General features: G+C 70.4%; 19 protein-coding genes. 16 read left to right on the top strand and 3 right to left on the bottom strand.

Annotation, left to right across the window (positions count from 1 at the left end; all coding sequences use genetic code 11):
- Positions 1-89: 89 nt before the first annotated feature.
- The 8 genes from AS594_RS10000 to AS594_RS09965 all read left to right on the top strand — a co-directional run bounded on the left by AS594_RS10000 (position 90) and on the right by AS594_RS09965 (position 8,886).
- Positions 90-797, top strand: a complete 708-nt coding sequence (locus tag AS594_RS10000) for a DUF4190 domain-containing protein (RefSeq protein ID WP_069933948.1) — start codon at positions 90-92, stop codon at positions 795-797.
- A gap of 301 nt (positions 798-1,098) precedes the next feature.
- Positions 1,099-2,613, top strand: coding sequence for a gamma-aminobutyraldehyde dehydrogenase (locus tag AS594_RS09995; protein WP_069926638.1), 1,515 nt, complete (start codon positions 1,099-1,101; stop codon positions 2,611-2,613).
- A gap of 50 nt (positions 2,614-2,663) precedes the next feature.
- Positions 2,664-3,911, top strand: a complete 1,248-nt coding sequence (locus tag AS594_RS09990; RefSeq protein WP_069933137.1) for an ABC transporter substrate-binding protein — start codon at positions 2,664-2,666, stop codon at positions 3,909-3,911.
- 52 nt (positions 3,912-3,963) lie between these two features.
- Positions 3,964-5,115, top strand: coding sequence for an ABC transporter ATP-binding protein (locus AS594_RS09985; protein ID WP_069926636.1), 1,152 nt, complete (start codon positions 3,964-3,966; stop codon positions 5,113-5,115).
- Positions 5,112-6,044: an ABC transporter permease gene (locus AS594_RS09980; RefSeq protein ID WP_069926635.1), complete on the top strand. Its 933-nt coding sequence runs from the start codon at positions 5,112-5,114 to the stop codon at positions 6,042-6,044. The genes AS594_RS09985 and AS594_RS09980 overlap by 4 nt, the downstream gene beginning before the upstream one ends.
- Positions 6,044-6,850 carry an ABC transporter permease gene (locus AS594_RS09975; protein ID WP_069933138.1) on the top strand — a complete coding sequence of 269 codons (807 nt, stop codon included), beginning with the start codon at positions 6,044-6,046 and terminating at the stop codon, positions 6,848-6,850. The genes AS594_RS09980 and AS594_RS09975 overlap by 1 nt, the downstream gene beginning before the upstream one ends.
- Before the next feature lie 21 nt (positions 6,851-6,871).
- Entirely contained in the window at positions 6,872-8,290 is a 1,419-nt protein-coding gene (locus tag AS594_RS09970; RefSeq protein ID WP_069933139.1) for an NAD(P)/FAD-dependent oxidoreductase, read from the top strand.
- Positions 8,291-8,427: 137 nt separating this feature from the next.
- Complete coding sequence (locus AS594_RS09965; RefSeq protein WP_069926632.1) at positions 8,428-8,886, top strand: hypothetical protein; 459 nt, start codon at positions 8,428-8,430, stop codon at positions 8,884-8,886.
- Here AS594_RS09965 and AS594_RS09960 read toward each other — a convergent pair.
- Both AS594_RS09960 and gabT read right to left on the bottom strand, forming a co-directional pair.
- The gene (locus tag AS594_RS09960; protein WP_338120153.1) at positions 8,813-9,379 is read right to left on the bottom strand and encodes a phosphatase PAP2 family protein; all 567 of its coding nucleotides are present in this window, start codon (positions 9,377-9,379) and stop codon (positions 8,813-8,815) included. The two genes, AS594_RS09965 and AS594_RS09960, sit on opposite strands and share 74 nt — an antisense overlap.
- Before the next feature lie 379 nt (positions 9,380-9,758).
- The gene (gabT, locus tag AS594_RS09955) at positions 9,759-11,093 is read right to left on the bottom strand and encodes a 4-aminobutyrate--2-oxoglutarate transaminase (protein WP_069926631.1); all 1,335 of its coding nucleotides are present in this window, start codon (positions 11,091-11,093) and stop codon (positions 9,759-9,761) included.
- Positions 11,094-11,476: 383 nt separating this feature from the next.
- Here gabT and AS594_RS09950 point away from each other — a divergent pair, with 383 nt between their 5' ends.
- The 4 genes from AS594_RS09950 to AS594_RS09935 all read left to right on the top strand — a co-directional run bounded on the left by AS594_RS09950 (position 11,477) and on the right by AS594_RS09935 (position 19,136).
- Positions 11,477-13,816: a type IV secretory system conjugative DNA transfer family protein gene (locus AS594_RS09950; RefSeq protein WP_240508978.1), complete on the top strand. Its 2,340-nt coding sequence runs from the start codon at positions 11,477-11,479 to the stop codon at positions 13,814-13,816.
- Between the two features lie 87 nt (positions 13,817-13,903).
- Positions 13,904-15,526: a PucR family transcriptional regulator gene (locus tag AS594_RS09945; protein ID WP_069926629.1), complete on the top strand. Its 1,623-nt coding sequence runs from the start codon at positions 13,904-13,906 to the stop codon at positions 15,524-15,526.
- A gap of 307 nt (positions 15,527-15,833) precedes the next feature.
- Positions 15,834-17,279 (top strand): aldehyde dehydrogenase family protein, encoded by a 1,446-nt coding sequence (locus tag AS594_RS09940; protein ID WP_069933141.1) that lies wholly within the window; start codon positions 15,834-15,836, stop codon positions 17,277-17,279.
- Between the two features lie 609 nt (positions 17,280-17,888).
- Positions 17,889-19,136: an esterase/lipase family protein gene (locus AS594_RS09935; protein WP_069933142.1), complete on the top strand. Its 1,248-nt coding sequence runs from the start codon at positions 17,889-17,891 to the stop codon at positions 19,134-19,136.
- A 488-nt stretch (positions 19,137-19,624) separates the two neighbouring features.
- Here AS594_RS09935 and AS594_RS09925 read toward each other — a convergent pair whose 3' ends face one another.
- The gene (locus tag AS594_RS09925) at positions 19,625-20,311 is read right to left on the bottom strand and encodes a hypothetical protein (protein ID WP_176742715.1); all 687 of its coding nucleotides are present in this window, start codon (positions 20,309-20,311) and stop codon (positions 19,625-19,627) included.
- Positions 20,312-20,624: 313 nt separating this feature from the next.
- On the opposite strand from AS594_RS09925, the gene AS594_RS09920 reads away from it, so the two are divergent.
- The 4 genes from AS594_RS09920 (at position 20,625) to AS594_RS09905 (ending at position 24,752) form a co-directional block, all read left to right on the top strand.
- Positions 20,625-20,939 (top strand): hypothetical protein, encoded by a 315-nt coding sequence (locus AS594_RS09920; RefSeq protein WP_069926627.1) that lies wholly within the window; start codon positions 20,625-20,627, stop codon positions 20,937-20,939.
- On the top strand, positions 20,939-21,907 hold the full coding sequence (locus tag AS594_RS09915; protein WP_069926626.1) for a WXG100 family type VII secretion target: 969 nt from the start codon (positions 20,939-20,941) through the stop codon (positions 21,905-21,907). Before AS594_RS09920 ends, AS594_RS09915 begins: the two co-directional genes overlap by 1 nt.
- 212 nt (positions 21,908-22,119) lie before the next feature.
- Complete coding sequence (locus AS594_RS09910) at positions 22,120-22,575, top strand: hypothetical protein (protein WP_069933146.1); 456 nt, start codon at positions 22,120-22,122, stop codon at positions 22,573-22,575.
- A gap of 236 nt (positions 22,576-22,811) precedes the next feature.
- Complete coding sequence (locus AS594_RS09905) at positions 22,812-24,752, top strand: acyl-CoA dehydrogenase family protein (RefSeq protein ID WP_069933147.1); 1,941 nt, start codon at positions 22,812-22,814, stop codon at positions 24,750-24,752.
- The last annotated feature ends 8 nt before the right edge of the window (positions 24,753-24,760 follow it).

Here is a 24,760-nt window from a genome sequence, read left to right as displayed (position 1 = left end):
CGGCTGGAGCGGGTTCAAGGATCATCGCAGGCGGGCGGTACGGGCCGTAACGCAGGCCGTAGCATGGCGGAACCACGATGGGGGAGCACATGGCAGACAACGCGAACCACCCCTCGGGCCCGCCGCCCGAGCAACCGCGGGACCCCTGGGCACCGCCCGAGCAGCCGGCGCAGAAGGTGCCGCTGGACAAGCCGGCCGGACGGCCCCCGGTGCACGACCAGCAGACCGTCACCTCGATGCCGGCCGCCGAACCGGCGCCGGGCTTCGGTCCCGGCGCGGGCGGGGCTCCCGGGCAGGGCGGGGCGGTGCCGCCGCCTCCGGCCGCACCGGCACAGACCACCCCTGGCCAGTACGGATACCCGGCGTACGCGAACCCGCAGCCGCAGGCTCCGTACAACACCGGCGGCTACCCCGGATACCCCGGCTACGGCGGCCCGGCGGCCTGGACGGGACAGCAGGTCCCCGCCCCGGCCAACGGCTACGGCATCACCGCGATGGTGCTGGGCATCATCTCCGTCACGTTCTTCTGCGCCTACGGGCTCGGAATCATCCTGGGCGTTCTGGCGCTGATCTTCGGCATCCTGGGCCGCAAGCGGGTCGAGCGCGGGGAGGCGACGAACAGCGGCATGGCGCTGGCCGGGATCATCCTCGGCATCGCCGGCTTCGTGCTCAGCGCGGCGTTCATCGGGTTCGTCGTCTGGGCGATCGTCCAGTCGGAGAACGACAACGACCTCGATTCCGAGTACGACCCGTACGCGCACTCGTCACTCGTGGTCGAGGTGCCCGTCCGCGGTTAGACCCCGGCCCTCCCGGCCCCAGCGTCCTCCCCGTGGACCCCCGGTCGCCGACCGGGGGTCCACGGGGCTTTCGGAACGGTGGATTCCCCCCCTCTCACCTGCGCATTCGCTGCGAGCGCAGGTCATGCCACGACGGTCCCGCGTACGCCACGGACACTCCGTCCCGTATTTCCCGCTCACCTCGACACATGGTCGACCGATTCCGTCGCGTAACCAAAAGGCAACAACGGAATCCCTTGTTGGTGATCAGTGCCTCTGTCAGGATCGGCACTCAAATCCAGCTGGAGCTACGGAGTGCCTCATGGTCAACCGCTTCCCGGTGCAGGACCGATTCGCGGACGGTGCGCAGTACATCGGCGGACGGCTGCGGGCAGGAACCTCGGGACGGAGACACGCCGTCGTGGACCCCGCGACCGGCGAGAAGGTCTATGAGTACGAGCTGGCCTCCACCGCCGACGTGGACGCCGCCGTCGCCGCCGCGCGCGAGGCGTTCCCCGGGTGGGCCGCCACGACACCCGGCGAGCGCTCCGACGCGATGCACCGCTTCGCCGCCGTCCTCGCCGAGCAGGCGGACGACTTCGCGTACGTCGAGTCGCTCCAGTGCGGCAAGCCCATCAAGCTGTCGACCGAGTTCGACGTGCCCGGCAGTGTCGACAACACCGCGTTCTTCGCGGGTGCGGCCCGGCACCTCGAAGGCAAGTCGGCCGGTGAGTACTCCGGGGACCACACCTCGTACGTGCGCCGGGAGCCGATCGGTGTCGTAGGTTCCATCGCCCCCTGGAACTACCCCCTCCAGATGGCCGCGTGGAAGGTCCTGCCGGCGATCGCCGCGGGCAACACCATCGTCCTCAAGCCCGCCGAGATCACTCCGCTGACGTCGATCATGTTCGCGCAGGCGGCGAAGGAGGCCGGCATCCCGGACGGCGTCGTCAACATCGTCACCGGCGCAGGCAAGGACGTGGGCGAGCACCTCGTCGGGCACCCGGACGTCGTCATGACGTCCTTCACCGGCTCCACGGCCGTCGGCAAGCGCGTGGCCGAGATCGCCACCTCCACCGTCAAGCGCCTCCACCTGGAGCTCGGCGGCAAGGCGCCCTTCGTGGTCTTCGACGACGCGGACCTCGAAGCCGCCGTGCACGGCGCGGTGGCCGGCTCGCTCATCAACACCGGGCAGGACTGCACGGCCGCCACCCGCGCCTACGTGCAGCGCCCGCTGTACGACGCGTTCGTCGCCGGCGTCGCCGAGCTGATGGACGGCGTCCGGCTCGGTGACCCCTTCGACCCGTCCACCGACCTCGGGCCGCTCATCAGCCACGCCCAGCGCGACCGGGTCGCCGGTTTCGTCGAGCGGGCCCGTGCGTACGCCCGTGTGGTGGCCGGCGGCGAGGCGCCGGGCGGCGACCTCGCCAAGGGCGCGTACTACCGGCCGACGCTCGTCGCCGACGCCCCGCAGGACAGCGAGATCGTCCAGGCCGAGATCTTCGGCCCGGTCCTGGTCGTCCTGCCGTTCGACACCGACGAGGAAGGGATCGCGCTGGCGAACGACACCCCGTACGGACTCGCCGCCTCCGCCTGGACCCGCGACGTGTTCCGCGCGAACCGCGCCACCCGCGAGATCAAGGCGGGCTGCGTCTGGGTCAACGACCACATTCCGATCATCAGCGAGATGCCGCACGGAGGCTACAAGGCCAGTGGCTTCGGCAAGGACATGTCGGCGTACTCCTTCGAGGAGTACACGCAGGTCAAGCACGTGATGTACGACAACACCGCGGTCGCCCGCAAGGACTGGCACCGCACGATCTTCGGGGACCGATAGAGCTACGCCGCACGACCAGCGGCCATACCCACCCGAAAGGGCACTTGCGCATGGAGCAGTACGAGCCTGACAGCCTGTCCGCGGCCCAAGTGGCCGCGATGCGACGCAGCGCGACGAGCGGCCGGGGCGCCCTCACCCGCCGCTCCCTGCTGCGCGCCTCAGGCATGGGCGCGCTCGCGGTCGGCGGCCTGGGCACTCTGAGCGCCTGCGGCATCCCGCCCGCCAAGCGGGAAGGCGGCGCCCCGGCGTCCGACGACCACTCGGCCAAGGAGAAGCGGCTCAGCTTCTCCAACTGGACCGAGTACATGGACGTCAGCGAGGACGAGAAGAGCCGGCCCACCCTGGAGGCGTTCACCAGGCGCACCGGGATCACGGTCAAGTACACCGAGGACATCAACGACAACGTCGAGTTCTTCGGCAAGATCAAGCCGCAGCTCGCGGCCGGTCAGGACACCGGCCGCGACCTGATCTGCGTCACCGACTGGCTGGCCGCCCGGCTCATCCGGCTCGGCTGGGCGCAGAAGCTCGACCCGGCGAACCTGCCGCACGCCTTCGCCAACCTGTCCCCGCAGTTCCGGTCGCCCGACTGGGACCCGGGCCGGGCCTACTCGTACCCCTGGACCGGCATCTCCACCGTCATCGCGTACAACTCCAAGGCGACCGGCGGCAAGAAGGTCGACTCCGTCAGCCAGATGCTGGAGGACCCCTCCCTCAAGGGGAAGGTCGGCTTCCTCTCCGAGATGCGCGACTCGATCGGCATGACGCTGCTCGACTCGGGCAAGGACCCGGGGAAGTTCAGCGACGACGACTTCGACGCCACCGTCGCCCGGATCCAGAAGGCCGTCGACAAGAAGCAGATCCGCCGCTTCACCGGCAACGACTACACCTCGGACCTGAGCAAGGGAGACCTCGCGGCCTGTCTCGCCTGGGCCGGTGACGTCATCCAGCTCCAGGCCGACAACCCGGACATCAAGTTCGTCATCCCGGAGGCCGGCTACATCACCTCCAGCGACAACCTGCTGGTCCCGGCCAGGGCGCGGCACAAGACCAACGCCGAGAAGCTCATCGACTACTACTACGAGCCGCCCGTCGCCGCCGAACTCGCCGCGTACATCAACTACGTGTGCCCGGTCGAGGGCGTCCGCGACGAGCTGGCGAAGATCGACGAGTCGATGGCCTCCAACACGCTGATCCTCCCCGACAAGGCGATGGCCGCCAAGTCCCACGCCTTCCGCTCGCTCAGCAGCAAGGAAGAGACGGCGTACGAGGAGAAGTTCGCCAAGCTCATCGGCGCCTGAGCCGAGCCGCTGTCCGCTTCCGCCCCCTCTCACCACCCTGGGACCACACCCCATGACGCAGAAGACAGCAGGCGGCGACGTCCGCCTCTCCGGGATCAGCAAGACCTACGGCTCCTTCACGGCCGTACACCCGCTCGACCTCACCATTCCGCAGGGCTCCTTCTTCGCCCTGCTCGGCGCGTCCGGCTGCGGCAAGACGACCACCCTGCGGATGATCGCGGGTCTGGAGGACCCGACCACCGGCACCGTCTTCCTCGGCGACAAGGACGTCACCGACCTCCAGCCGTACAAGCGCCCGGTCAACACCGTCTTCCAGAGTTACGCGCTCTTCCCGCACCTGGACGTCGCCGAGAACATCGCCTTCGGCCTGCGCCGGCGCGGCATCAAGTCGTACAAGAAGCAGGTCGACGACATGCTGGACCTCGTCCAGCTCGGCGCCTTCGCCGGCCGCAAGCCGCACCAGCTCTCCGGCGGCCAGCAGCAGCGCGTCGCCGTCGCCCGCGCGCTCATCAACCACCCGCAGGTGCTGCTCCTCGACGAGCCGCTCGGAGCGCTCGACCTCAAGCTGCGCCGCCAGATGCAGCTGGAGCTCAAGCGCATCCAGACCGAGGTCGGCATCACCTTCGTCCACGTCACCCACGACCAGGAGGAGGCCATGACCATGGCCGACCAGGTCGCGGTGATGAACGGCGGACGCGTCGAACAGCTCGGCGCCCCCGCCGACCTGTACGAGAACCCGAAGACGACGTTCGTCGCCAACTTCCTCGGTACGTCCAACCTCATCGAGGCCGAGGTCGTCGAGACGGCGGGCGAGGACACTGTGGTCACCTGCGGCGGCTCCAAGCTCCGCGTCCCCGGCGAGCGGTGCGCCTCGCAGCCCCGCGCCGGCGGAAAGCTGCTCGTCGGCGTACGCCCGGAGAAGGTCTCGGTCGCGCACGCCGACGACGCCGGCACGATCGCGGACGGCCGCAACAGGATCACCGGCCGGATCGTGGCGTCCAGCTTCATCGGCGTCTCGACCCAGTACATCGTCGACAGCCCGGCCTGTTCGGACTTCGAGGTGTACGTCCAGAACATCGAGCGCGACGCGCGGCTGACACCCGGCGCCGAGGTCGTCCTGCACTGGAACCCGGCCCACACGTTCGGGCTGGACGCCGACCAGGACATCGACGCCGGCGTGGAGACGGTGGAGGAGAGCGCGTGAGCGTCACCGACGCGCCGCCCCTGGCGCCCTCACCGGTGGAGCCGCCCGCCCCGCGCAAGGCATCCACCCGCAAGCGGCTCGTACCGTACTGGCTGCTGCTGCCCGGCATCCTGTGGCTGATCGTCTTCTTCGCGCTGCCGATGGTCTACCAGGCGTCGACCTCGGTCCAGACCGGCTCGCTGGAGAAGGGCTTCGAGGTCACCTGGCACTTCCAGACGTACCTCGACGCGCTGAAGGACTACTACCCGCAGTTCATACGGTCGCTGCTGTACGCCGGCACCGCCACCCTGCTGTGCCTGCTGCTCGGCTACCCGCTCGCGTACATGATCGCCTTCAAGGCGGGCCGCTGGCGGAACCTGGTGCTGGTACTGGTCATCGCGCCGTTCTTCACCAGCTTCCTGATCCGTACGCTCGCCTGGAAGACGATCCTCGCGGACGGCGGCCCGGTGGTCGACGTACTGAACACCCTGCACGTCCTGGACGTCACGAGCTGGCTCGGCTGGACCGAGGGCAGCCGGGTGCTCGCCACACCGATGGCCGTGGTCTGCGGTCTGACGTACAACTTCCTGCCCTTCATGATCCTGCCGCTCTACACCTCGCTGGAGCGCATCGACGGCAGGCTCCACGAGGCGGCCGGCGACCTGTACGCCACCCCGGCGACCACCTTCCGCAAGGTGACCTTCCCGCTCTCCATGCCGGGTGTGGTCTCGGGAACGCTGCTCACCTTCATCCCCGCGAGCGGCGACTACGTCAACGCGGAACTGCTCGGCTCGACAGACACGAAAATGGTCGGCAGCGTCATCCAGTCGCAGTTCCTGCGGGTGCTCGACTATCCGACGGCGGCCGCGCTGTCCTTCATCCTGATGGCGATCGTGCTGGCCATGGTCACCGTGTACATCCGCAAGTCGGGGACGGAGGATCTGGTCTGATGGTGGTCATCCACTGGATACGGCGCAACCTCGTCGTCATCGCCGGGCTGCTGACGCTCGCTTACATGATCCTGCCGAACATCGTCGTGATGGTGTTCTCCTTCAACAATCCGAAGGGGCGTTTCAACTACGCCTGGCAGGAGTTCTCGCTGGACGCGTGGAAGGACCCGTGCGGCGTCGCCGACCTGTGCGGCTCGCTCTCCCTCTCGCTCCAGATCGCGGCCTGGGCCACGGTCGGCGCGACCGTTCTCGGCACGATGATCGCCTTCGCGCTGGTCCGCTACCGCTTCCGGGCGCGTGGCGCGATCAACTCGCTGATCTTCCTGCCGATGGCCATGCCTGAGGTCGTCATGGCCGCATCGCTGCTCACGCTCTTCCTCAACATGGGCGCCGAGCTGGGCTTCTGGACCGTCCTCATCGCGCACATCATGTTCTGCCTGAGCTTCGTGGTGACGGCGGTCAAGGCGCGCGTGATGTCGATGGATCCGCGGCTCGAAGAGGCCGCGCGCGATCTCTACGCCGGGCCCGTGCAGACGTTCCTGCGCGTGACCCTGCCGATCGCCGCACCCGGAATCGCCGCGGGAGCGCTGCTCGCCTTCGCGCTTTCCTTCGACGATTTCATCATCACCAATTTCAACGCGGGCTCCACCGTCACCTTCCCCATGTTCGTGTGGGGATCGGCGCAGCGCGGAACGCCCGTACAGATCAACGTCATCGGCACGGCGATGTTCGTCATCGCGGTACTGACGGTTCTCGGCGGCCAGCTCGTCGCGAGCCGGCGAAAGAACAACGCACAGCCCAAGTAAGCCCTGAAGGAGTTGGAAACCATGGCCCCAGTTGCCATGCGTACTGCTGCACAATCCCTTTCCGGCGCGAAGCCGGTGTCGTTCTGGCTGGACGCCCCCGAAAAGCCCGCACCACAGCCCGCCCTCACCGGCGACGAGCGCTGCGACCTGCTCGTTGTCGGCGGCGGATACAGCGGACTGTGGACCGCGCTCCTCGCCAAGGAGCGCGACCCCGGGCGGGACGTCGTACTGATCGAGGGGCACGAGGTGGGCTGGGCCGCCTCGGGCCGCAACGGCGGCTTCTGCGCCGCCTCCCTCACCCACGGCCTGAGCAACGGCCTCTCCCGCTGGCCCGGCGAGCTGGCGAAGCTGGAGGAGCTGGGCGAGCGCAACCTCGACGCCATCGAGGCGGCGGTGGCGGCGTACGGCATCGACTGCGACTTCGAGCGCACCGGTGAGATCGACGTCGCCACCGAGCCGCACCAACTCGCCGAGCTGAAGGAGATGTACGAGGAGGCCCGGAAGCTGGGCTTCACCGACCATCTGGAACTGCTCGACCAGGACGCGGTACGCGCCGAGGTCGACTCGCCCACCTTCATCGGCGGCCTGTTCGACCGGCGCGGTGTCGCCATGCTGCACCCGGCCAAGCTGGCATGGGGCCTGAAGCGGGCGTGCCTCGGTCTGGGCGTACGGATCTACGAGCACACCCGGGGCCTCGACCTGGTCTCGGCGGGCGCCGGGATGGCGGTGCGCACACCGTACGGCCGGGTCTTCGCCCGCCGGGTCGCGCTCGGCACGAACATCTTCCCGTCGCTGGTCAAGCGGGTGCGCCCGTACACCGTTCCGGTCTACGACTACGCGCTGATGACCGAGCCGCTCACCGACGACCAGCTCGCCTCCATCGGCTGGAAGAACCGGCAGGGGCTGGGCGACAGCGCGAACCAGTTCCACTACTTCCGCCTCAGCGCCGACAACCGGATCCTGTGGGGCGGCTACGACGCCGTCTACCCCTTCGGGGGCAAGCTGAGCGCGGAGATGGACCACCGCCCGGAGACGTACCTGAAGCTGGCCGAGCACTTCTTCCGCTGCTTCCCGCAACTGGAGGGGGTGAACTTCAGCCACGCGTGGGGCGGCGCCATCGACACCTGCTCGCGTTTCTCGGCATTCTTCGGGACGGCTCACGCGGGGAAGGTGGCGTACGCCGCGGGGTACACCGGTCTCGGCGTCGGCTCCACACGCTTCGGCGCGGACGTCATGCTCGACCTGCTCGCGGGCGAGCGGACCGAGCGCACGGAGCTGGAGATGGTGCGCAGCAAGCCGCTGCCCTTCCCGCCGGAACCTTTCGCGTGGGCGGGCATCGGCATCACCAAGTGGTCACTGGCCCGGTCCGACGACAACGGCGGGCACCGCAACCTGTGGCTGAAGGCCATGGACAAGCTGGGACTCGGCTTCGACAGCTGAGCCCCGGCCGGCGCCGGCGGGTGCGGCTGAGACCCGGCTCACACCAACGAGGTGACCGAACCCGCGTAATACTCCGGGCCCGTCCCCCTCTCCCTCGTGAACGCACTGGCTGCGCACACGAATGGAGGCCCGACAACATGACTGGCTCGGGGGCACACACCGCGGTGGACTGGCTCGTCTCGGTGGCACCGGACCCCGACGCCTGCCGGTGGGAATGGGAGCGCAACCCCCAGGGGGTCGCTCTCCTTCCCGCCGGCAGGCGCTGGGACGTCCTGATCCTGCCGGGCGAGCTGGGCTACCCCACGCTCGACATCCTGACCCGTCTCGTCGACCGCCCGGGCCCCGTACTGGCCGACTTCGGCGACTCCCGCATGGGCTTCTTCGTACCACCGGGCACGGTCGGGCAGTGGCTCGGCACCGGCGTACGTGGCGCGGGACACGGCACCTGGATCGTCGTCCCCTATCCCGGCCGGGCGGCAGGCGGCGTCCGCTGGCTGGTGCTGCCCGACGGCCGGGGCACGCTCACCGATCCGGCGCTGCTGGAGCTCGCGATGCACGAGGCGGCGGCGGGTATCGCGCGGGAAGGCGATGGCTGAGCAGGAGCAGCACGGCGCACAGGCACCAGCTGCCGGCCACGTCCAGCGGCCAGTGGTAGCCGCGCAGTACGAGGCCGGCGCCGGTGGCGAGCGTGAGGAGAAGCGCGAGGGCCGGCGGCCACCAGCGGTGGCGGCGTACGTACACGACGAGGAGCAGGGCCGCGCCTCCGTACGCGACCGCCGCTGTCGCCGTGTGCCCGGACGGGTAGTAACCGGTGTCCGGCGTCAGCGGCCCCGGCCGGGCGATCCACGACTTGAGGGGGACGACGAGGGCCGGCACCGCCGCCATGGCGAGGGCGGCGCCCGCGGCGCGGGGCAGGGCGCCGCGGCCGCCGCGCCACAGTGTGTACGCGAGCGCCGCGGCCAGCACCGGGAGAGCGACCGCCAGGTTGCCGAGATCGGCGAGGAATTCCGTGAGGCCGGCAGGGCCGTGGCCGACGGCGGCCCGGCCGAGGCGCTCGTCGGCGCGGCGCAGCGGACCGTGCGCGGCCACCTGCCAGGTGACCAGCGCGAAGAGGAGCCCGGAGAGAAGGAGCCAGGGCAGCGGCCCGCCGGCGCGACCGGAGAGGAAAGCCGGCAGCCCCGGAACAGGGGGGGGAGTTCCGGGGCAGCCGCCCGGACCGGGCTGCCGCGCGCCCCGGGGGTGTGGGGCGGGCGGCGATCCGATCGGTGAGGAGTTCCGGAGCCGAAGGCTCCAGTCATGTGCGCGAAGGCACGGCCAGGGCGGGGCAGGGGGTGCCTCGACCTGGAACCACCCGCAGTCCCCTGCGAGCGGGGTGTTTCTCTCATCTGCGGAAACCGTACGGCAGGTCGTGGGGGACCGACAGGCGGATTCCCATCCCGCCATTGGCCCCCCACACCTTCTTCACAGCTCAGACGCCGGCGAAGGCCGCCTCGATGATGTCCAGACCCTCGTTGAGCAGGTCCTCACCGATGACGATCGGCGGCAGGAAGCGGAGCACGTTGCCGTAGGTGCCGCAGGTCAGGACCAGCAGACCCTCGGCGTGGCACGCCTTGGCGAGCGCGCCGGCGGCGGCCGCGTTCGGCTCCTTCGTGTCGCGGTCCTTCACCAGCTCGATGGCGATCATGGCGCCGCGGCCACGGATGTCACCGATGATGTCGAACTTCTCGGCCATGGTGGCCAGACGGCCCTTCATGACCTCCTCGATGCGCTTGGCCTTCGCGTTGAGGTCCAGCTCCTTCATCGTCTCGATGGAGCCGAGCGCGCCGGCGCAGGCCACCGGGTTGCCGCCGTACGTGCCGCCCAGGCCGCCACCGTGCGGGGCGTCCATGATCTCGGCGCGGCCGGTCACCGCGGCGAGCGGCAGACCGCCCGCGATGCCCTTGGCCGTCGTGATCAGGTCGGGGACGATGCCCTCGTCCTCACAGGCGAACCACTGGCCGGTGCGGCAGAAGCCGGACTGGATCTCGTCGGCGACGAAGACGATGCCGTTGTCGTTGGCGAACTTCACGATCTCCGGCAGGAAGCCCTTCGCGGGCTCGATGAAGCCGCCCTCGCCGAGTACCGGCTCGATGATGATCGCGGCGACGTTCTCGGCGCCGACCTGCTTGCTGATCTGGTCGATCGCCTGCGCGGCGGCCTCGGGGCCGCAGTTCTCGGCGCCGGTCGGCCAGCGGTAGCCGTAGGCGACCGGGACGCGGTAGACCTCGGGGGCGAACGGACCGAAGCCGTGCTTGTACGGCATGTTCTTCGCGGTCAGCGCCATCGTGAGGTTCGTACGGCCGTGGTAGCCGTGGTCGAAGACGACGACGGCCTGGCGCTTGGTGTACGCACGGGCGATCTTGACGGCGTTCTCGACGGCCTCGGCGCCGGAGTTGAACAGCGCGGACTTCTTGGCGTGGTCGCCCGGGGTCAGCTCGGCCAGGGCCTCACAGACCTCGACGTAGCCCTCGTACGGCGTGACCATGAAACAGGTGTGGGTGAAGTCCTGGAGCTGCGCGGAGGCGCGGCGTACGACGGCCTCGGCGGAGGCGCCGACGGAGGTCACGGCGATACCGGAGCCGAAGTCGATCAGGCGGTTGCCGTCGACGTCCTCGATGATGCCGCCGCCCGCGCGCGCGGTGAAGACGGGCAGCACGGAGCCCACGCCACCGGCGACCGTGGCGGTGCGCCGGGCCTGAAGCTCGGCCGACTTCGGGCCGGGAATCGCGGTGACGACGCGGCGCTCCTGCGGGATTGCGGTCATGGGGGGCTCCTGGGGGTATTCCGGACGCTTCTTTACTTCGCAGGCTAGGGGTGGTGGGAGGGGGGTGGCATGTTCCGTTCGGGAGAAGTGGGGGCGTGTCCTTGTCCGTGGCGGACATAGCGGCCCGTAAACCCGGCCCGGGGGCCCCCGCCCGGGCCGGGCCACCCCCGCAGGCGGTGGTCAGGCTCCGGGCGGGGGATCGCCGGAGCCGCGCGATCTGTCAACGGCCGTGCCGGGCACTAGATTGACGGGTGCACAGACGCGCACGGCACGGCCTGGCTGGACAGGGGGCAGGGGTTCATGGACACCGACGGTACGTACGACGCCGGCGCCACTCACGCTGTGGGCGCGCCCGGCGGCCCCGGCGGCCGTCCGGGGCCCCCGTGCCCCACCCCGCCGGGCCGCCGCCCGCCGCGCCGCCCGGCCGGCCCGCCGCGCCGCCCCCGCCCGCCCACGCGCCCGCCGTCGGCCCCCCGACGGCCCGGTGGCTGAGCGCCGCGCGCCCCGACGCCGACGCGGGCATCTGGCGGTACGAACACGTCGTACGGGCCGCCTCGGATGACGACGAGGAGTCCGGGCGGCCCCCCCTGAGCGGCCTGCTGTTCGGCGCGTCGGTGAGCCTGGGCCTGTGGCTGCTGTTCCTGTGGCTGTTCAGCGCCATTCCGTACGTGAACGTGCCGCTGTGGCTCATCACCCCGTCCGACTGGTGGGCGCTCGGCAGGCTCAGGGAGTCGTACGCACCCCCCGTCGCCCACGACATCAGCACGCTGTACTACCAGGCCATGGCCCTCGGTTTCGCGCTGCTGGCCGCCCGGCTCGGGCACCTGGCGGACGCACTTCGGGCGCTCGCCGGCGACCGGCTGCCGCGCGTGCGCCTGCTGGCCTCTCTCGCAGGCGCGGCCCTCGCCGTCTATCTCGTCTGGACCGGCGACGTACCCGTGCTGAATCTCGTGCTCAGCGTGGTCCCCCTCGACTGGCTGACGGGCGGCGGTGACCGCTACCTGGCGGCGACCGTCTCCTACCTGGTCTACACACCGGTCTGCCTCCTGGTCGTGTGGCCCTTCGCCCGTTGGGGGAAGTGGCTGACCGCGTGGCGCGGGCGCTCCGAACCGCGCGTGCGGAACACGGCCCCGGCCCCGGTGCCCGCACAGGGCGCCACGTCGGCGGCCGAGTGGCCCGAGCTCCGCTCCGCCGGACAGGAGGCCGTGGCGGAGCACCTGGCGAACGAGGTGCGCGCGGGACGCATGACCGACGTGGACTGCGCCCGCATCCGCCGCGCCTGGTTCGCGGCCCGGGCGAATCCCGCCCGCCGGGCCGCCTTCGCCGAAGAGGTCGTCCGCACCGGCGCGGCGGCGTACACCCACCCGTCCGGCGCCCGCGACCTGCCGTCGCGGACCGCCACGCACGACCTGCTGACCAGCCAGCTGCTGATCGGCACGTACGCGGACGACGCCCGCAACCCGAAGCGGCTCAGGGGCGCGGGCGCCGCCCTCGAACCCGCGCTGCTCGGTACGTCCCTGCTCGCCGTCGGCCCCTCCGGCGTGGGCAAGACCCGCCGCCTCGTCCGGCCGGTCACCGAGTCGCTAGCCCTCCAGGCCCTCGCGGGACAGGCCGCCGTGGTGACCGTGTGCGCCGCCGGTACGAGCCTGGGAGCCGACGATGCGTACGACCTGGTGGTCAGGCCGGGCGACCCCGACTCCGCCTACGACCTCGACCTGTACGGGGGAGTCCAGGACCCCGACGAGGCCGCCGTCCTGCTGGCCGAGGGACTTGTCGGCGATCTGCCCGACGTGGACACCAGGCGGGGCGCCACCGCCCTCGCCCAGCTCCTCGGTCCCTACCGGGCGGCGTACGGGCGTCTTCCGGGCGTTCCCGAGCTGCGCGAACTCCTCGACGGCGGGCCGGACAGGCTGACCGCGCTGCGGGCGGAACTGGAGGCGGGCGGCCACGGTGTGATGCTGCGCGAGCTGGCCGCCCGGGAGCGGCAGAGCGGAGCGGCGGGCGACCCCGGCCAGGCCCTCGCCGACCGGATCGCACTCCTGGACCGGCCGGCCTTCGCCGCGTTCTTCGACACCACGGGTGCGACGCGGCCCTTCTCGCTGCGGGCGCTGGAACACCCGGTCCGCGTGCGGATCGACCTCCCGGAGCGCGGCCACGCCGACGCCTCCCGGCTGCTCGCCCGGCTGCTGCTCGCCCAGTTCCAGGCGAGCGCGGTGGCGCGCGCCGACCGCTCCCTGTTCGCCTGCCTGGTCCTCGACGACGCCACCCGGACGCTCACCCCCGGGACGGTCCGGGGCCTGCAAGGGCTGCGGTCCGCCAACGCCGGCGTACTCCTCACGCTCCGTACCCTCGGGGACGTCCCCGAGGAGCTGCGAACGGCGCTCCTGGGGGCCGTCGGCTGCCGGATGACGTTCTCCGGGGTGACGACCTGGGACGGAAAGTACTTCGCGGAGGCGTGGGGCACGACGCGGGTGGAGGAGCGGGACGTGACGGCGCGCGCCGTCTACGCCGACCAGCCGCTCGTCCGCGTGCTGCACGGCTTCCGCAAGCGCGTGACGGGCAAGGACGTGGTCAGGAACGCCGTCACCGTCCGCAAGGTCGAGCGGGAGCGCTGGTCGGCGTCCGACCTCGCTCACGCGGTGCCCATGGAGCACGCCGTGCTGTCCCTGACGAGCGTCCGGGGGGAGCGCACGCTGCCCCTGCTGGTCGATCTGCTCACGTGACGCCCGCTCCCGTACACCCTGGCAGAATCGGGGTAGGCCGTTCATACGGGACGGCGCATTCCGCAGCCTCATAGATTTGACGGTCCCATGCCGCCCACGCTCGCCTCCCTCGTCCACCATTCGGCGCTCAAGCTCACCGTGCGTGCCGGGGAGGACCGGCTGGACACGCCGGTGCGCTGGGCCCACGTCAGCGAGCTGCCCGACCCGGTTCCGTACATGGAGGGCGGTGAGCTGCTCCTCGTCACCGCCATGAAGCTGGAGGCCGAGGACCCGGAGGCGATGCGCCGCTACGTGCGGCGGCTGGCGGGGGCGGGGGTCGTGGGGCTCGGCTTCGCCGTCGGCGTCCACTACGAAGACATCCCGCAGGCACTCGTCGACGCCGCCACCGAGCAGGGCCTGCCCCTGCTGGAAGTGCCGCGCCGTACTCCCTTCCTCGCCATCAGCAAGGCGGTCTCCGCCGCCAACGCCGCCGACCAGTACCGCGCCGTGACCGCCGGTTTCGAAGCGCAGCGCGAGCTCACGAAGGCGGCGCTGTCCGGCGACGGGCCCGGTGACCTGCTGGCCCGCCTCGCCTCGCACGTGAACGGCTGGGCCGCGCTGTACGACGTCTCCGGCGCGGTGGTCGCCGCCGCGCCGGACTGGGCCGCGCGGCGCGCAGCCCGGCTCACCGCCGACGTGGAGAGGCTGCGGGAGCGGCCGGCGCCCGCGAGTTCCGTCGTCGGCGGCGGCGGAGCGGACAGCGACGCCGAAGCGGACGACCGCGTCGAACTCCAGTCCCTGGGCGCGGGGCGGCGCGTACGCGGCGTACTCGCGGTCGGGACGGGGGCTCCGCTGGGGACGGCCGAGCGGTACGCCGTGCACTCGGCCATCGCGCTGCTGACGCTGACGACGGAGCGGTCCCGGTCCCTCCAGGCAGCCGAGCAGCGGCTCGGCGCGGCGGTGCTGCGGATGCTGCTGGCGGGCGAACCGGACCACGCGCGGGCGGTGGCGGGCGATCTCTACGGGGCGCTGCTGGACGCCCCCTTCCGGCTGCTCATCGCCGAGCCGGCGGCCGCTGAGGCGGAGGGCGCCCCGGCGGGGGCCGACCCCCTCCACGCGCTGGCCGACGCGATGGAGTCGGCGGCGATGCGGGCGGGCGAACCGGTGCTGGTGGTGCCGGACGGCGACCGGCTGGTGGTGCTGGCGGCCGACGGGGGCGACGCGGTGGCCGCGTGCCTCGCCCACACGGAGGCGCGGCGCGGCGATTCGGCGCGGCCGCACGAGCCGGCGGGCCAGGACGAACTGGTGGTCGGCCTCTCGGCGCCGGCCGGGCCGATCGCGGCGGTCGGGGCCTACAAGCAGGCGGAACAGGCGCTCTCGGTCGCCCGGCGGCGCGGGCGCGCGCTCGTCGAGCACGAAGAGCTGGCCGCCGGCTCGGTGATGCAGCTGCTGGCGGACGACGCGGTGCGGTCCTTCGCGGACGGCACACTGCGGGCCCTGCACGAGCACGACGCGAAGGGCAGGGGCGACCTGATCGCGTCCCTGCGGGCATGGCTGTCGCGCCACGGCCAGTGGGACGCGGCGGCGGCGGACCTGGGCGTCCACCGGCACACGCTGCGGTACCGGATGCGGCGGGTCGAGGAGATCCTGGGCCGGTCACTGGACGACGCGGACGTACGGATGGAGCTGTGGCTGGCGCTGAAGGCGACGTCGGGGGCGGGGTCCGCCTGAAGGAGTGCCGGGTGACGGGGTCCGCCTGAAGGAGTGCCGGGTGACGGGAACCTCCGGCAGCGGCACCCGGGACCGCACGACCAGCCGCGCACCGGCGCGTTCCCCGTACGACCACGACGCCCGAACCCCGCCCACCCCGCACGCCCGACGCCCCCCGGCCCGCACCACGCCCCGCCGCAACACCCGTCGTCCTCCAAACCGGCGTCTCCGCGACGCGCAGCACTCCACCTCGGACAAACGACCTGGAGGGTCCGGACCCCTAACGTGGTGGCATCAGCACCCACCCCCTCGGAAGGGCCGGAACGACATGACTTCCACCCACGCCTTCTGGCTCGCCGGCCGCCAGGCCACCGGCGAGGACGCTTTCGACGTCACGTCCCCCTGGGACGGCCGGCTCGTCGCCGCCGTGAGCATCCCCACCGACGCGCAGGTCGAAGAGGCCGTCGCCGCCGCGCACGCCGTGGAGGCCGAGTTCGCGGCCACCCCCGCGCACGTCCGCGCCGCCGCCCTGGACCACGTCAGCAAGCGTCTCGTGGAGCGGACGGAGGAGATCGCGCAGCTGATCTCCGCCGAGAACGGCAAGCCGATCAAGTGGGCCCGCGGCGAAGTCGGCCGCGCCGTTTCCGTGTTCCGGTTCGCCGCCGAGGAAGCCCGCCGTTTCAACGGCGGCGAGGCCCAGCGCCTCGACACCGACGCCGGTGGCGTCGGCCGCCTGGCCCTGACGCGCCGCTTCCCCCGCGGCACCGTCCTCGGCATCGCGCCCTTCAACTTCCCGCTGAACCTGTGCGCGCACAAGGTCGCCCCGGCCATCGCCGTCGGCACCCCGATCATCCTGAAGCCGGCGCCCGCGACGCCGCTGTCCGGCCTGATCCTGGGTGAGCTGCTCGCCGAGACCGACCTGCCGGCCGGTTCGTGGTCGGTGCTGCCGGTCGCCAACGACAAGATGCCCGCGCTGGTGCAGGACGAGCGGCTGCCCGTCATCTCCTTCACCGGGTCCGAGAAGGTCGGTTACGCGATCATGGACTCGGTGCCGCGCAAGCACTGCACCCTGGAGCTCGGCGGCAACGGCGCGGCCGTCGTCCTCGCCGACTGGGCCTCGGACGAGGACCTGGACTGGGCCGCGACCCGCATCGCGACCTTCTCCAACTACCAGGCCGGCCAGTCCTGCATCTCCGTGCAGCGCGTGATCGCCGACGCGTCCGTGTACGAGCGTCTCGTCCCGAAGATCGTCGCGGCCGTCGAGGCCCAGGTCACCGGCGACCCGAACGACGCCGCCACCGACGTCGGCCCGCTGGTCGACGAGAACGCTGCCAAGCGTGTGGAGTCGTGGGTCGAGGAGGCCGTCAAGGCGGGGGCGACGCTGCTCACCGGCGGCAAGCGCGACGGCGCGTCGTACGCCCCGACCGTGCTCGCCGACGTACCGGCCGACACCACGATCTCCTGCGAGGAGGTCTTCGGGCCGGTCCTGACGGTGCGCCGGGTGGAGGGCGAGGCCGAGGCGTTCGCCGCGGTCAACGACTCCAAGTACGGCCTCCAGGCGGGCGTGTTCACGCACGACCTCCAGACGGCCTTCCGCGCCCACCGCGCGCTGGAGGTCGGCGGCGTGGTCGTCGGCGACGTCCCCTCGTACCGCGCGGACCAGATGCCGTACGGCGGCGTCAAGCAGTCCGGCGTCGGCCGCGAGGGTGTGCGGTTCGCGATGGACGACTACACGTACGAGCGGGTCATGGTCCTCACGGGCCTCGCCCTCTGACCTCGTACGACAACAGAGCCACGGCCGGAGCCCACTGTGCGGGGGCTCCGGCCGTTTGTTTGTATCCCCACGCGCGCACGCGTGCGATTGAGGAGCGGGAGCAGTCTGCCGCTCGCCCCGCCACTGGGGTTTGACCCTGCCCACCCGCGACCTCGGGGAGGCGTCATCGCCGCGATGTTGACCGCCATCGGCTCACTACTGGCCTCACTGGCGGCAGCGGCGGCGGCCGTCTACGGCACCCGGGGAACGAACCGTTCGGCTCGGCAGGGTGAAGTCATCGGCGGATACGAGAGCCTGACCGCCCGGCTGATCATTGAGCGCGACAAGGCAGAGGCAGACCAGGAGATCGCTGTGGCCGCTGTTGTTCCCCCGGAGGGACGGGCGGGCAGGGATGCCCTACACCGTCCCCGGTGCCGGGCCCGAGCGGTGCGCCCGGTAAGGCCGGACCGTCAGGGGCGGGCCTGTTGTGAAAGTGCTGGTCACACAGCCAATCGCCGTTTTGTTCACGAAAGAGTGATGTTGCTGGATTGTGTCGCGGCTTGGGTGATCACGCCGGGACGATGACCGTGTTCGGTATGACCAACCGTGACACCAAGGAGTCGTCGAAGTATGTCCAAGCCTGTTGTCAGCATCTGGGGCCCCCTTCCGGGAGCTCAGCCCGCAGCCACGGAAACGGACCCCTGGGACACCGCATGGGAGCTCCGCAACGGGACCGCCTGGGTCTTCTACAGTTCATCCAACCAGACGGCCGTCAAGCGGCCAGTGATCCTCGCCGACGGCTTCGCCATGGGACCAAGCAGCGGGCACGTGCTGTACGACGGCTTGGAGAACGGGGACTACCCGCTCATCTCCTCGCTGCGTGAAAACGGCTTCGACGTTGTCCTGCTGGGCTTCAGCGACCGGTCCGCTTCCATCCTCGCCAACGCCGACGTCGCGATCGAGTGCATCCGCAGGACGGTCGCCGACCGCGAAGGCGGCGCCATGCTGACGGTAGGTGGCTTCAGCATGGGAGGAATGGTCACCCGCTATGCCCTGGCCAAGATGGAAAGGCAGAGGGAGGACCACCAGACCGCCACCTACCTCTCCTACGACACCCCGCACCGCGGCGCGTGGCTTCCCCTCGGAGTCCAGGCATTCGCCCACTTCGTCAAGGAAAAGTGGGGCAACACCAACCCGCTCCTCAGCCTCTACTCCGACTTGGTCAACAGCCCGGCCGCACGCCAGATGCTGCGCTGGCACGTCGCAACCGGCAGCGAGGTCACCCTCGACGTCGCCGCCGGCCAGGATCAGGAAAGGACCGACTTCCTGGAAGCACTCCAGCGGGTGGGCGACTGGCCCCAGCGTCCCCGCCTGCTCGGTGTCGCCAACGGAACGGGCACCGGCATCGGGAACAGCATCCCCGCCGACGACACTGCGATGGCCGCCCACGGACCGAAGGCGAACGCCCAGCTCCGCACCCAGGGCCAGGGACGGCAGACGGTCGCCCAGATGACGGAGGCGGGCCAGGCCCCGGTCTCGATCAACACCAACGGCTTCCCCGAACTCGACGGCGCTCCCGGCGGCCTCTTCCCCAAGGCACCTCTCCTGGAAGACGCCGCCAACTTCGGCATGGCTGCCGTGCTGGCCTCGATGGTCAACGAGCAGCGGGCGGAGCTCATCCACAACGCCTCCACCTTCGTCCCCACCATCAGCGCCGTGGCGTCGGCCGACATCGACGACCCCACCGCCCTCTACTCCAAGGTCGACCGCGAGAGCAGCGACCTCCACGACTTCCTCTGCGCCAGCACCAACGAAGGCCACACCGTCATGACCCCGGAGCTCGGCAAGTGGATCCTGGCCCAGCTCCAGGAAATGTAGCCACCGGCCAAGGATGCTCCGGCGAGTACGGCTTCAGACCGTGACGGCACCGCCGAACAGCTCGGTCTCAACCCGAGATCTACTTTCGCAACAGGTCCCAGCGCCCCACGAAGACGCCCCGCTCACCACGAGCGGGGCGTCCTTGCGTTGCCGGTCAGGATGCGGAGACGGCGTCCTCCGTGCTTCGGCTCTCGCCCGGGTGGTCGGTCATATCGAGAACCATTGCAATCTCCCCGCACGGCAGTTGGAGTTGCCTGCCGATCGTGTCCGGGTACTGGGCGGGCGGTGTTGATGACCCGGCGGACGCGGCGCCGGTGCCGGACCGCCACTGCCCGAACATGGCGTGCGGTACACGCCAGGCGCGCGCCCTCGGCGCGGGGCGGGCCGGGTCGGCGCCACCGGCGGTGTTGGCGGTCGGTCAGGGTGACCGGCTCGCCCAGTAGTCAGCTCGTAGCCCAAAGCCCCCTCACCGTGACGGGCAGGGAGCGTCAGGTGGCTCGCAGCAGCGCGTAGTTGTAGCGGCCCGATTGTTCAGAGCCTCCGTCCACTGGGAACTGGCCCTCGTGGATGGGGTGCCGCCCCGCCATCAGGCCGTATTTCTCAGCGTAGGCAAAGCTTGCCCGGGGAAGCGGCTTGCGCCAGCTCGGCAGGAGTAGGGATAACGGGTCCAAGTGCTCGGAGGCGATCAGGATCACCAGCGTCCCGGGTGCGTCCGAAGCGACGAACAGCTTGCGCTGGGAATCGAATCCGAAGCCGCTGTCCATCACGACATCGTTCACGGGATGGGGTGCCCCGGCTGCTGAAATGTCGCTTTGCAAGCCGCATTCATCACACCTGTACGTGTACGTGGTGTAGTTGGCGTCGCTGTCGTGGCCGTTGGCCCACGCGTCGAGCTCGTCCTGCGCCTCGATGGTCGAGTCGACTGTCCGGAACGGTGAGCCCGGTACGGTTGGCTGTCCTTCTAGGCCAGCCCATCGGCAGTTAGCCTGCTGCACGCGCGATGGCACGAACCCCAGATCGACTGGAAAGCGCCCCCGCCGTACGACTCCGTAGGGCTTCAGCTTGCCCCAGCTGGCGTCGGCGTTGGTCCAGGCGGCGCCCGGGGCTGGCTGGCGCGCTTCTAAGACGACAGCACCGGGGAATCGGCGTGGGCCTTTGCGTGTGACTTCGAGCATTACGAGTTCCATAGGGCCCCCACAACCGGTGATGCGATCGTATGAGGTCTGCCCGAACCGGTAACACCGCACTCACCTCGGCAGCTGCCTACTTGGGGATGCGCGTGCAGGCGTTACCCCGCGCGGTGGGCACGTCCAACCGCTGGCAGCAGGCGGTCGGTTCCACCCCGATGACGACCTGCTGGAACGACCCCCGCGCCGGGCCGTCATGGAGCCGAGCCGTTGGATCGGCGCCACGCCCCTGTGATCAAATGCCTCCCATTGCCCGGCGCGGCGGCCGCCACGCCGGGCACCGCACCGACGAGGGGACAGCATGAGCGGGGGATTCAATGTCGACGGCAGCGCGCTGCGCACCTATGCCAAGAACGGCGTGGAAGCCGCAGCAGGCCGGATCGACGCCATCCGGGCCCGTACACAGCAACTGGCGCTGACCCAGCAGGCGTTCGGGAAACTGCCGCAGTCGGACGAGCTGAAGGCCGACTACGACACACAGCGCAAGGAGTCCCGCGACGACCTCGAGGACGCCGTCGACACCCTGTACGCCATAGTCGACGCGCTCAGGGAGAGCGCGGACGCGTACCACACCACTGAGAAGAAGATCAGCGGTGGCCTGGGCGGGGGTGCCTGATGGGCGCGGGGCAGACGGCGGGTGATGCCCTGAGCCGCATCAATTTCGCGCTCGACTGGAGCAACCCGCTCGCGGGTGTTCTGGACGAGATCATCCGCGGCATCATGAAGCAGTTCAACCTGGACGAACTCCTTGAACAGGTCAGCGGGGACAACGAGCTCCTCGCCGAGACCGCCGTCCAGTGGCGCAAGGCCGCCAACGACCTGCGCGGCGTGGTCGAGGACCTGGTGGCCGAACGCCGCACGCTGGCCACCCAGTGGGAGGGCGAGGCGTTCGAGAGCTTCCACAAGATGATGTCCGAGTTCGAGGAAGCCCTCACGGGCGAGGCCGCGGACATGGACACCATGGCCGAGCTCCTCGAAATGGCGGCCCAGGAGTGCGCTGCCGCCGAACAGTTGATGCTCGACCTCATCGTCGAGATCGTGGAGATCGCGATCGCGACCGCCGCGACCTCTGCGATCCTCTCGCTCATAACGGCAGGCGCCGCAGCCGCCATCGGTCCGCTCATCGCGGCCGCGGGCATCGCCCACCGGGCGGCGAAGGCCGTGAGGATCACCGCGAAACTGGCGGACGCACTGGCGGACATCGCCAAGCGCATGCAACTGCTGCGCAAGATGATGAAGGCGCGGAATGCCCTGCGTAAGGGTCCCAAGCACTTCAGCGGCGGCCTCATGCGCTACATAAAAAAGGTGGATGAGCGCGGCAATCCGATCGCTGATCGAAATCCCAACGATCTGGCCATGTATGTGGGCTACAAGGTCGTCAAGAGTGGTGTGAAGGGCGTCGTCAAGGACGTGATCGGCGCCGACCCGGCCGGCGCGGTCCAGGGAAGGCTTCTGGAGGACGGGCCCGGGGTGGCGGAGGAGCGCTACGAGTACCACCAGCGTCCCGCTCCTCAGCGTTTCGACGAGCGTACGGACGTGACTCCTTCGGGTGCTACTAGGACAATTAGGGACGATTTCGGGTGAGCCGAACGAAAAATGCGGACTTTGTCCGTGAGACGGTCGAGCGGGCGAGGGCATTGGTGCCGGCGGGCGAGGTGCTGCGTGCCGATCACGGGGTCATTTTGGCCCTACGGGCACCGTCGCCCGGCTATTTTCGCCGCCCGCGTGTTCTGCGGTCCGAGCGCCGTACGCTCGGTGGCTGGTTGTTGATGCCGGTGAGCTGGCTCTTGATAATCATGACGGCCTCCTGGAACCCGGTCGAGTGGTTGGTCGAAGCGTTCACGGAGCGTGAGAAGAAGAGGCCGGGCAAGCCGTTTCACGGCGGCTGGAACAGCATGGCCGGCCATCTGGCCCGCAGCCTGGTGCCTCGGACGAGGAACCCGGCAAACCCGGCGCCCGTGGTGATGCAGGTGACCGACCGCCGCCTCCAGCTCGCCTACGTCTCCCGCGCGCGCTCCTTCACGGGCGGACCCGGTCCGGTCGAAGTCGGGTGGTCCACGGACCTGCGCAACGTGACCTGGATCCGCGACCGGAGCGACGTGGTGGGCGGTGACCACGAGATCGGTTTCGTCGACGGTTCATGGTGCTCGGTCCACTTCGGCGGCCATGGCTGGAGCCGTATGGCGTCGGCGTTCCCGGTCCGGCTGAGTCACCTCGACCAGGTTCCGAACCCGGGATGGGCGGCCAGGTGAGAGGCCGCCGTCACTGAGCGGCCCAGGAAGGCCCGGCAGCGACTGCCGGGCCCTTCCGTCCTGCCCGCGCCGCAACCGCGCGCCAGGCGGGCGCGCGGGGCGCGGCGCACCCGGTCCCGCACGCGATCGGTGCGCCAGGGGTGGTGGGGATGCCGGGAATCGGATAGATACGGTCGAGTAAAACCAGTCGGTAATGCGACCGGCCGGGCCACGACTCGCGGCGAGGTGAGCTCCTCATGTCCGCACAACCGATCCAGCAGCCCAAGGTCTCCGAGCGCGAAGCACGCCAGGTCGCCGAGGCGGCGCGCGAGCAGGACTGGCGCAAGCCCAGTTTCGCCAAGGAACTCTTCCTCGGCCGCCTGCGCATGGACCTCATCCACCCGCATCCGATGCCACCGCCCGAGGACGCGGCGCGCGGCGAGGCGTTTCTCGACAAGCTCCGGGTCTTCTGCGAGGAGAAGATCGACGGGGCACGGATCGAGCGCGAAGCGAAGATCCCCGACGAGGTGATCAACGGCATCAAGGAGCTCGGCGCGCTCGGCATGAAGATCGACATCAAGTACGGCGGTCTCGGCCTCACCCAGGTGTACTACAACAAGGCCCTGGCGCTCGTCGGCTCCGCCAGCCCCGCCATCGGCGCGCTCCTGTCCGCGCATCAGTCGATCGGCGTACCGCAGCCGCTCAAAATTTTCGGCACGCGCGAGCAGAAGGACGCCTTCCTGCCGCGCCTCGCCCGTACCGACATCTCCGCCTTCCTCCTCACCGAGCCGGACGTGGGCTCGGACCCGGCCCGGCTCGCCACGACGGCGGTGCCGGACGGTGACGCGTACGTCATGGACGGCGTGAAGCTCTGGACGACGAACGGGGTGGTCGCCGACCTGCTGGTCGTCATGGCGCGCGTCCCGAAGTCGCAGGGGCACAAGGGCGGCATCACCGCCTTCGTGGTGGAGGCGGACTCGCCGGGCATCACCGTCGAGAACCGCAACGCGTTCATGGGCCTGCGCGGCCTGGAGAACGGCGTGACCCGCTTCCACCAGGTACGGGTCCCCGCCGCGAACCGCATCGGCCCCGAGGGCGCCGGTCTCAAGATCGCGCTGACCACGCTCAACACCGGCCGCCTCTCGCTGCCGGCGATGTGCGTGGGCGCGGGCAAGTGGTGCCTGAAGATCGCCCGCGAGTGGTCGTCGGTGCGCGAGCAGTGGGGCAAGCCGGTCGCCTTCCACGAGGCGGTCGGCTCGAAGATCTCCTTCATCGCCGCGACCACCTTCGCTCTCGAAGCGGTACTGGACCTCTCCTCGCAGATGGCCGACGAGGACCGCAACGACATCCGCATCGAGGCCGCCCTCGCCAAGCTGTACGGCAGCGAGATGGCCTGCCTGATGGCCGACGAGCTGGTCCAGATCCGCGGCGGCCGGGGCTTCGAGACCGCGGACTCGCTGGCGGCGCGCGGCGAACGGGCCGTCCCCGCCGAGCAGATCCTGCGCGACCTGCGCATCAACCGGATCTTCGAGGGCTCGACCGAGATCATGCACCTGCTCATCGCGCGGGAGGCCGTGGACGCCCACCTGAAGGTGGCGGGCGACATCATCGACCCCGACAAGCCGCTCTCGGCGAAGGCGAAGGCGGGCGCGAACGCGGCGGGCTTCTACGCGAAGTGGCTTCCGAAACTGGTCACGGGGCCGGGCCAGCTCCCGCGCTCGTACGCCGAGTTCCACCCGTCCGGGCACCCGGACCTCTCGGCGCACCTGCGCTACGCCGAACGCTCGGCACGCAAGCTCGCCCGCTCCACCTTCTACGCCATGTCGCGCTGGCAGGGCCGCATGGAGACGAAGCAGGGCTTCCTCGGCCGCATCGTCGACATCGGCGCGGAACTCTTCGCGATCAGCGCGGCCTGTGTACGCGCCGAACTCCTGCGCACGACGACGGATCACGGCCGCGAGGCGTACCAACTGGCCGACGCCTTCTGCCGCCAGTCCCGCATCCGGACGGAGGAACTCTTCAACCGGCTGTGGACCAACACCGACGACCTCGACCACAAGGTCGTCAAGGGCGTCCTGTCCGGTACGTACACCTGGCTGGAGCAGGGCATCGTCGACCCGAGCGGTGAGGGCCCCTGGATCGCCGAGGCCGCACCCGGCCCCTCGCAAAGGGAGAACGTCCACCGCCCGATCCGCTGAGCGGACCG

This window comes from Streptomyces agglomeratus (assembly GCF_001746415.1).
GTDB lineage: Bacteria > Actinomycetota > Actinomycetes > Streptomycetales > Streptomycetaceae > Streptomyces > Streptomyces agglomeratus.
The sequence above is the reverse complement of the archived record's forward strand: the minus strand, read 5'-3'. Positions and strand labels throughout refer to the sequence as shown.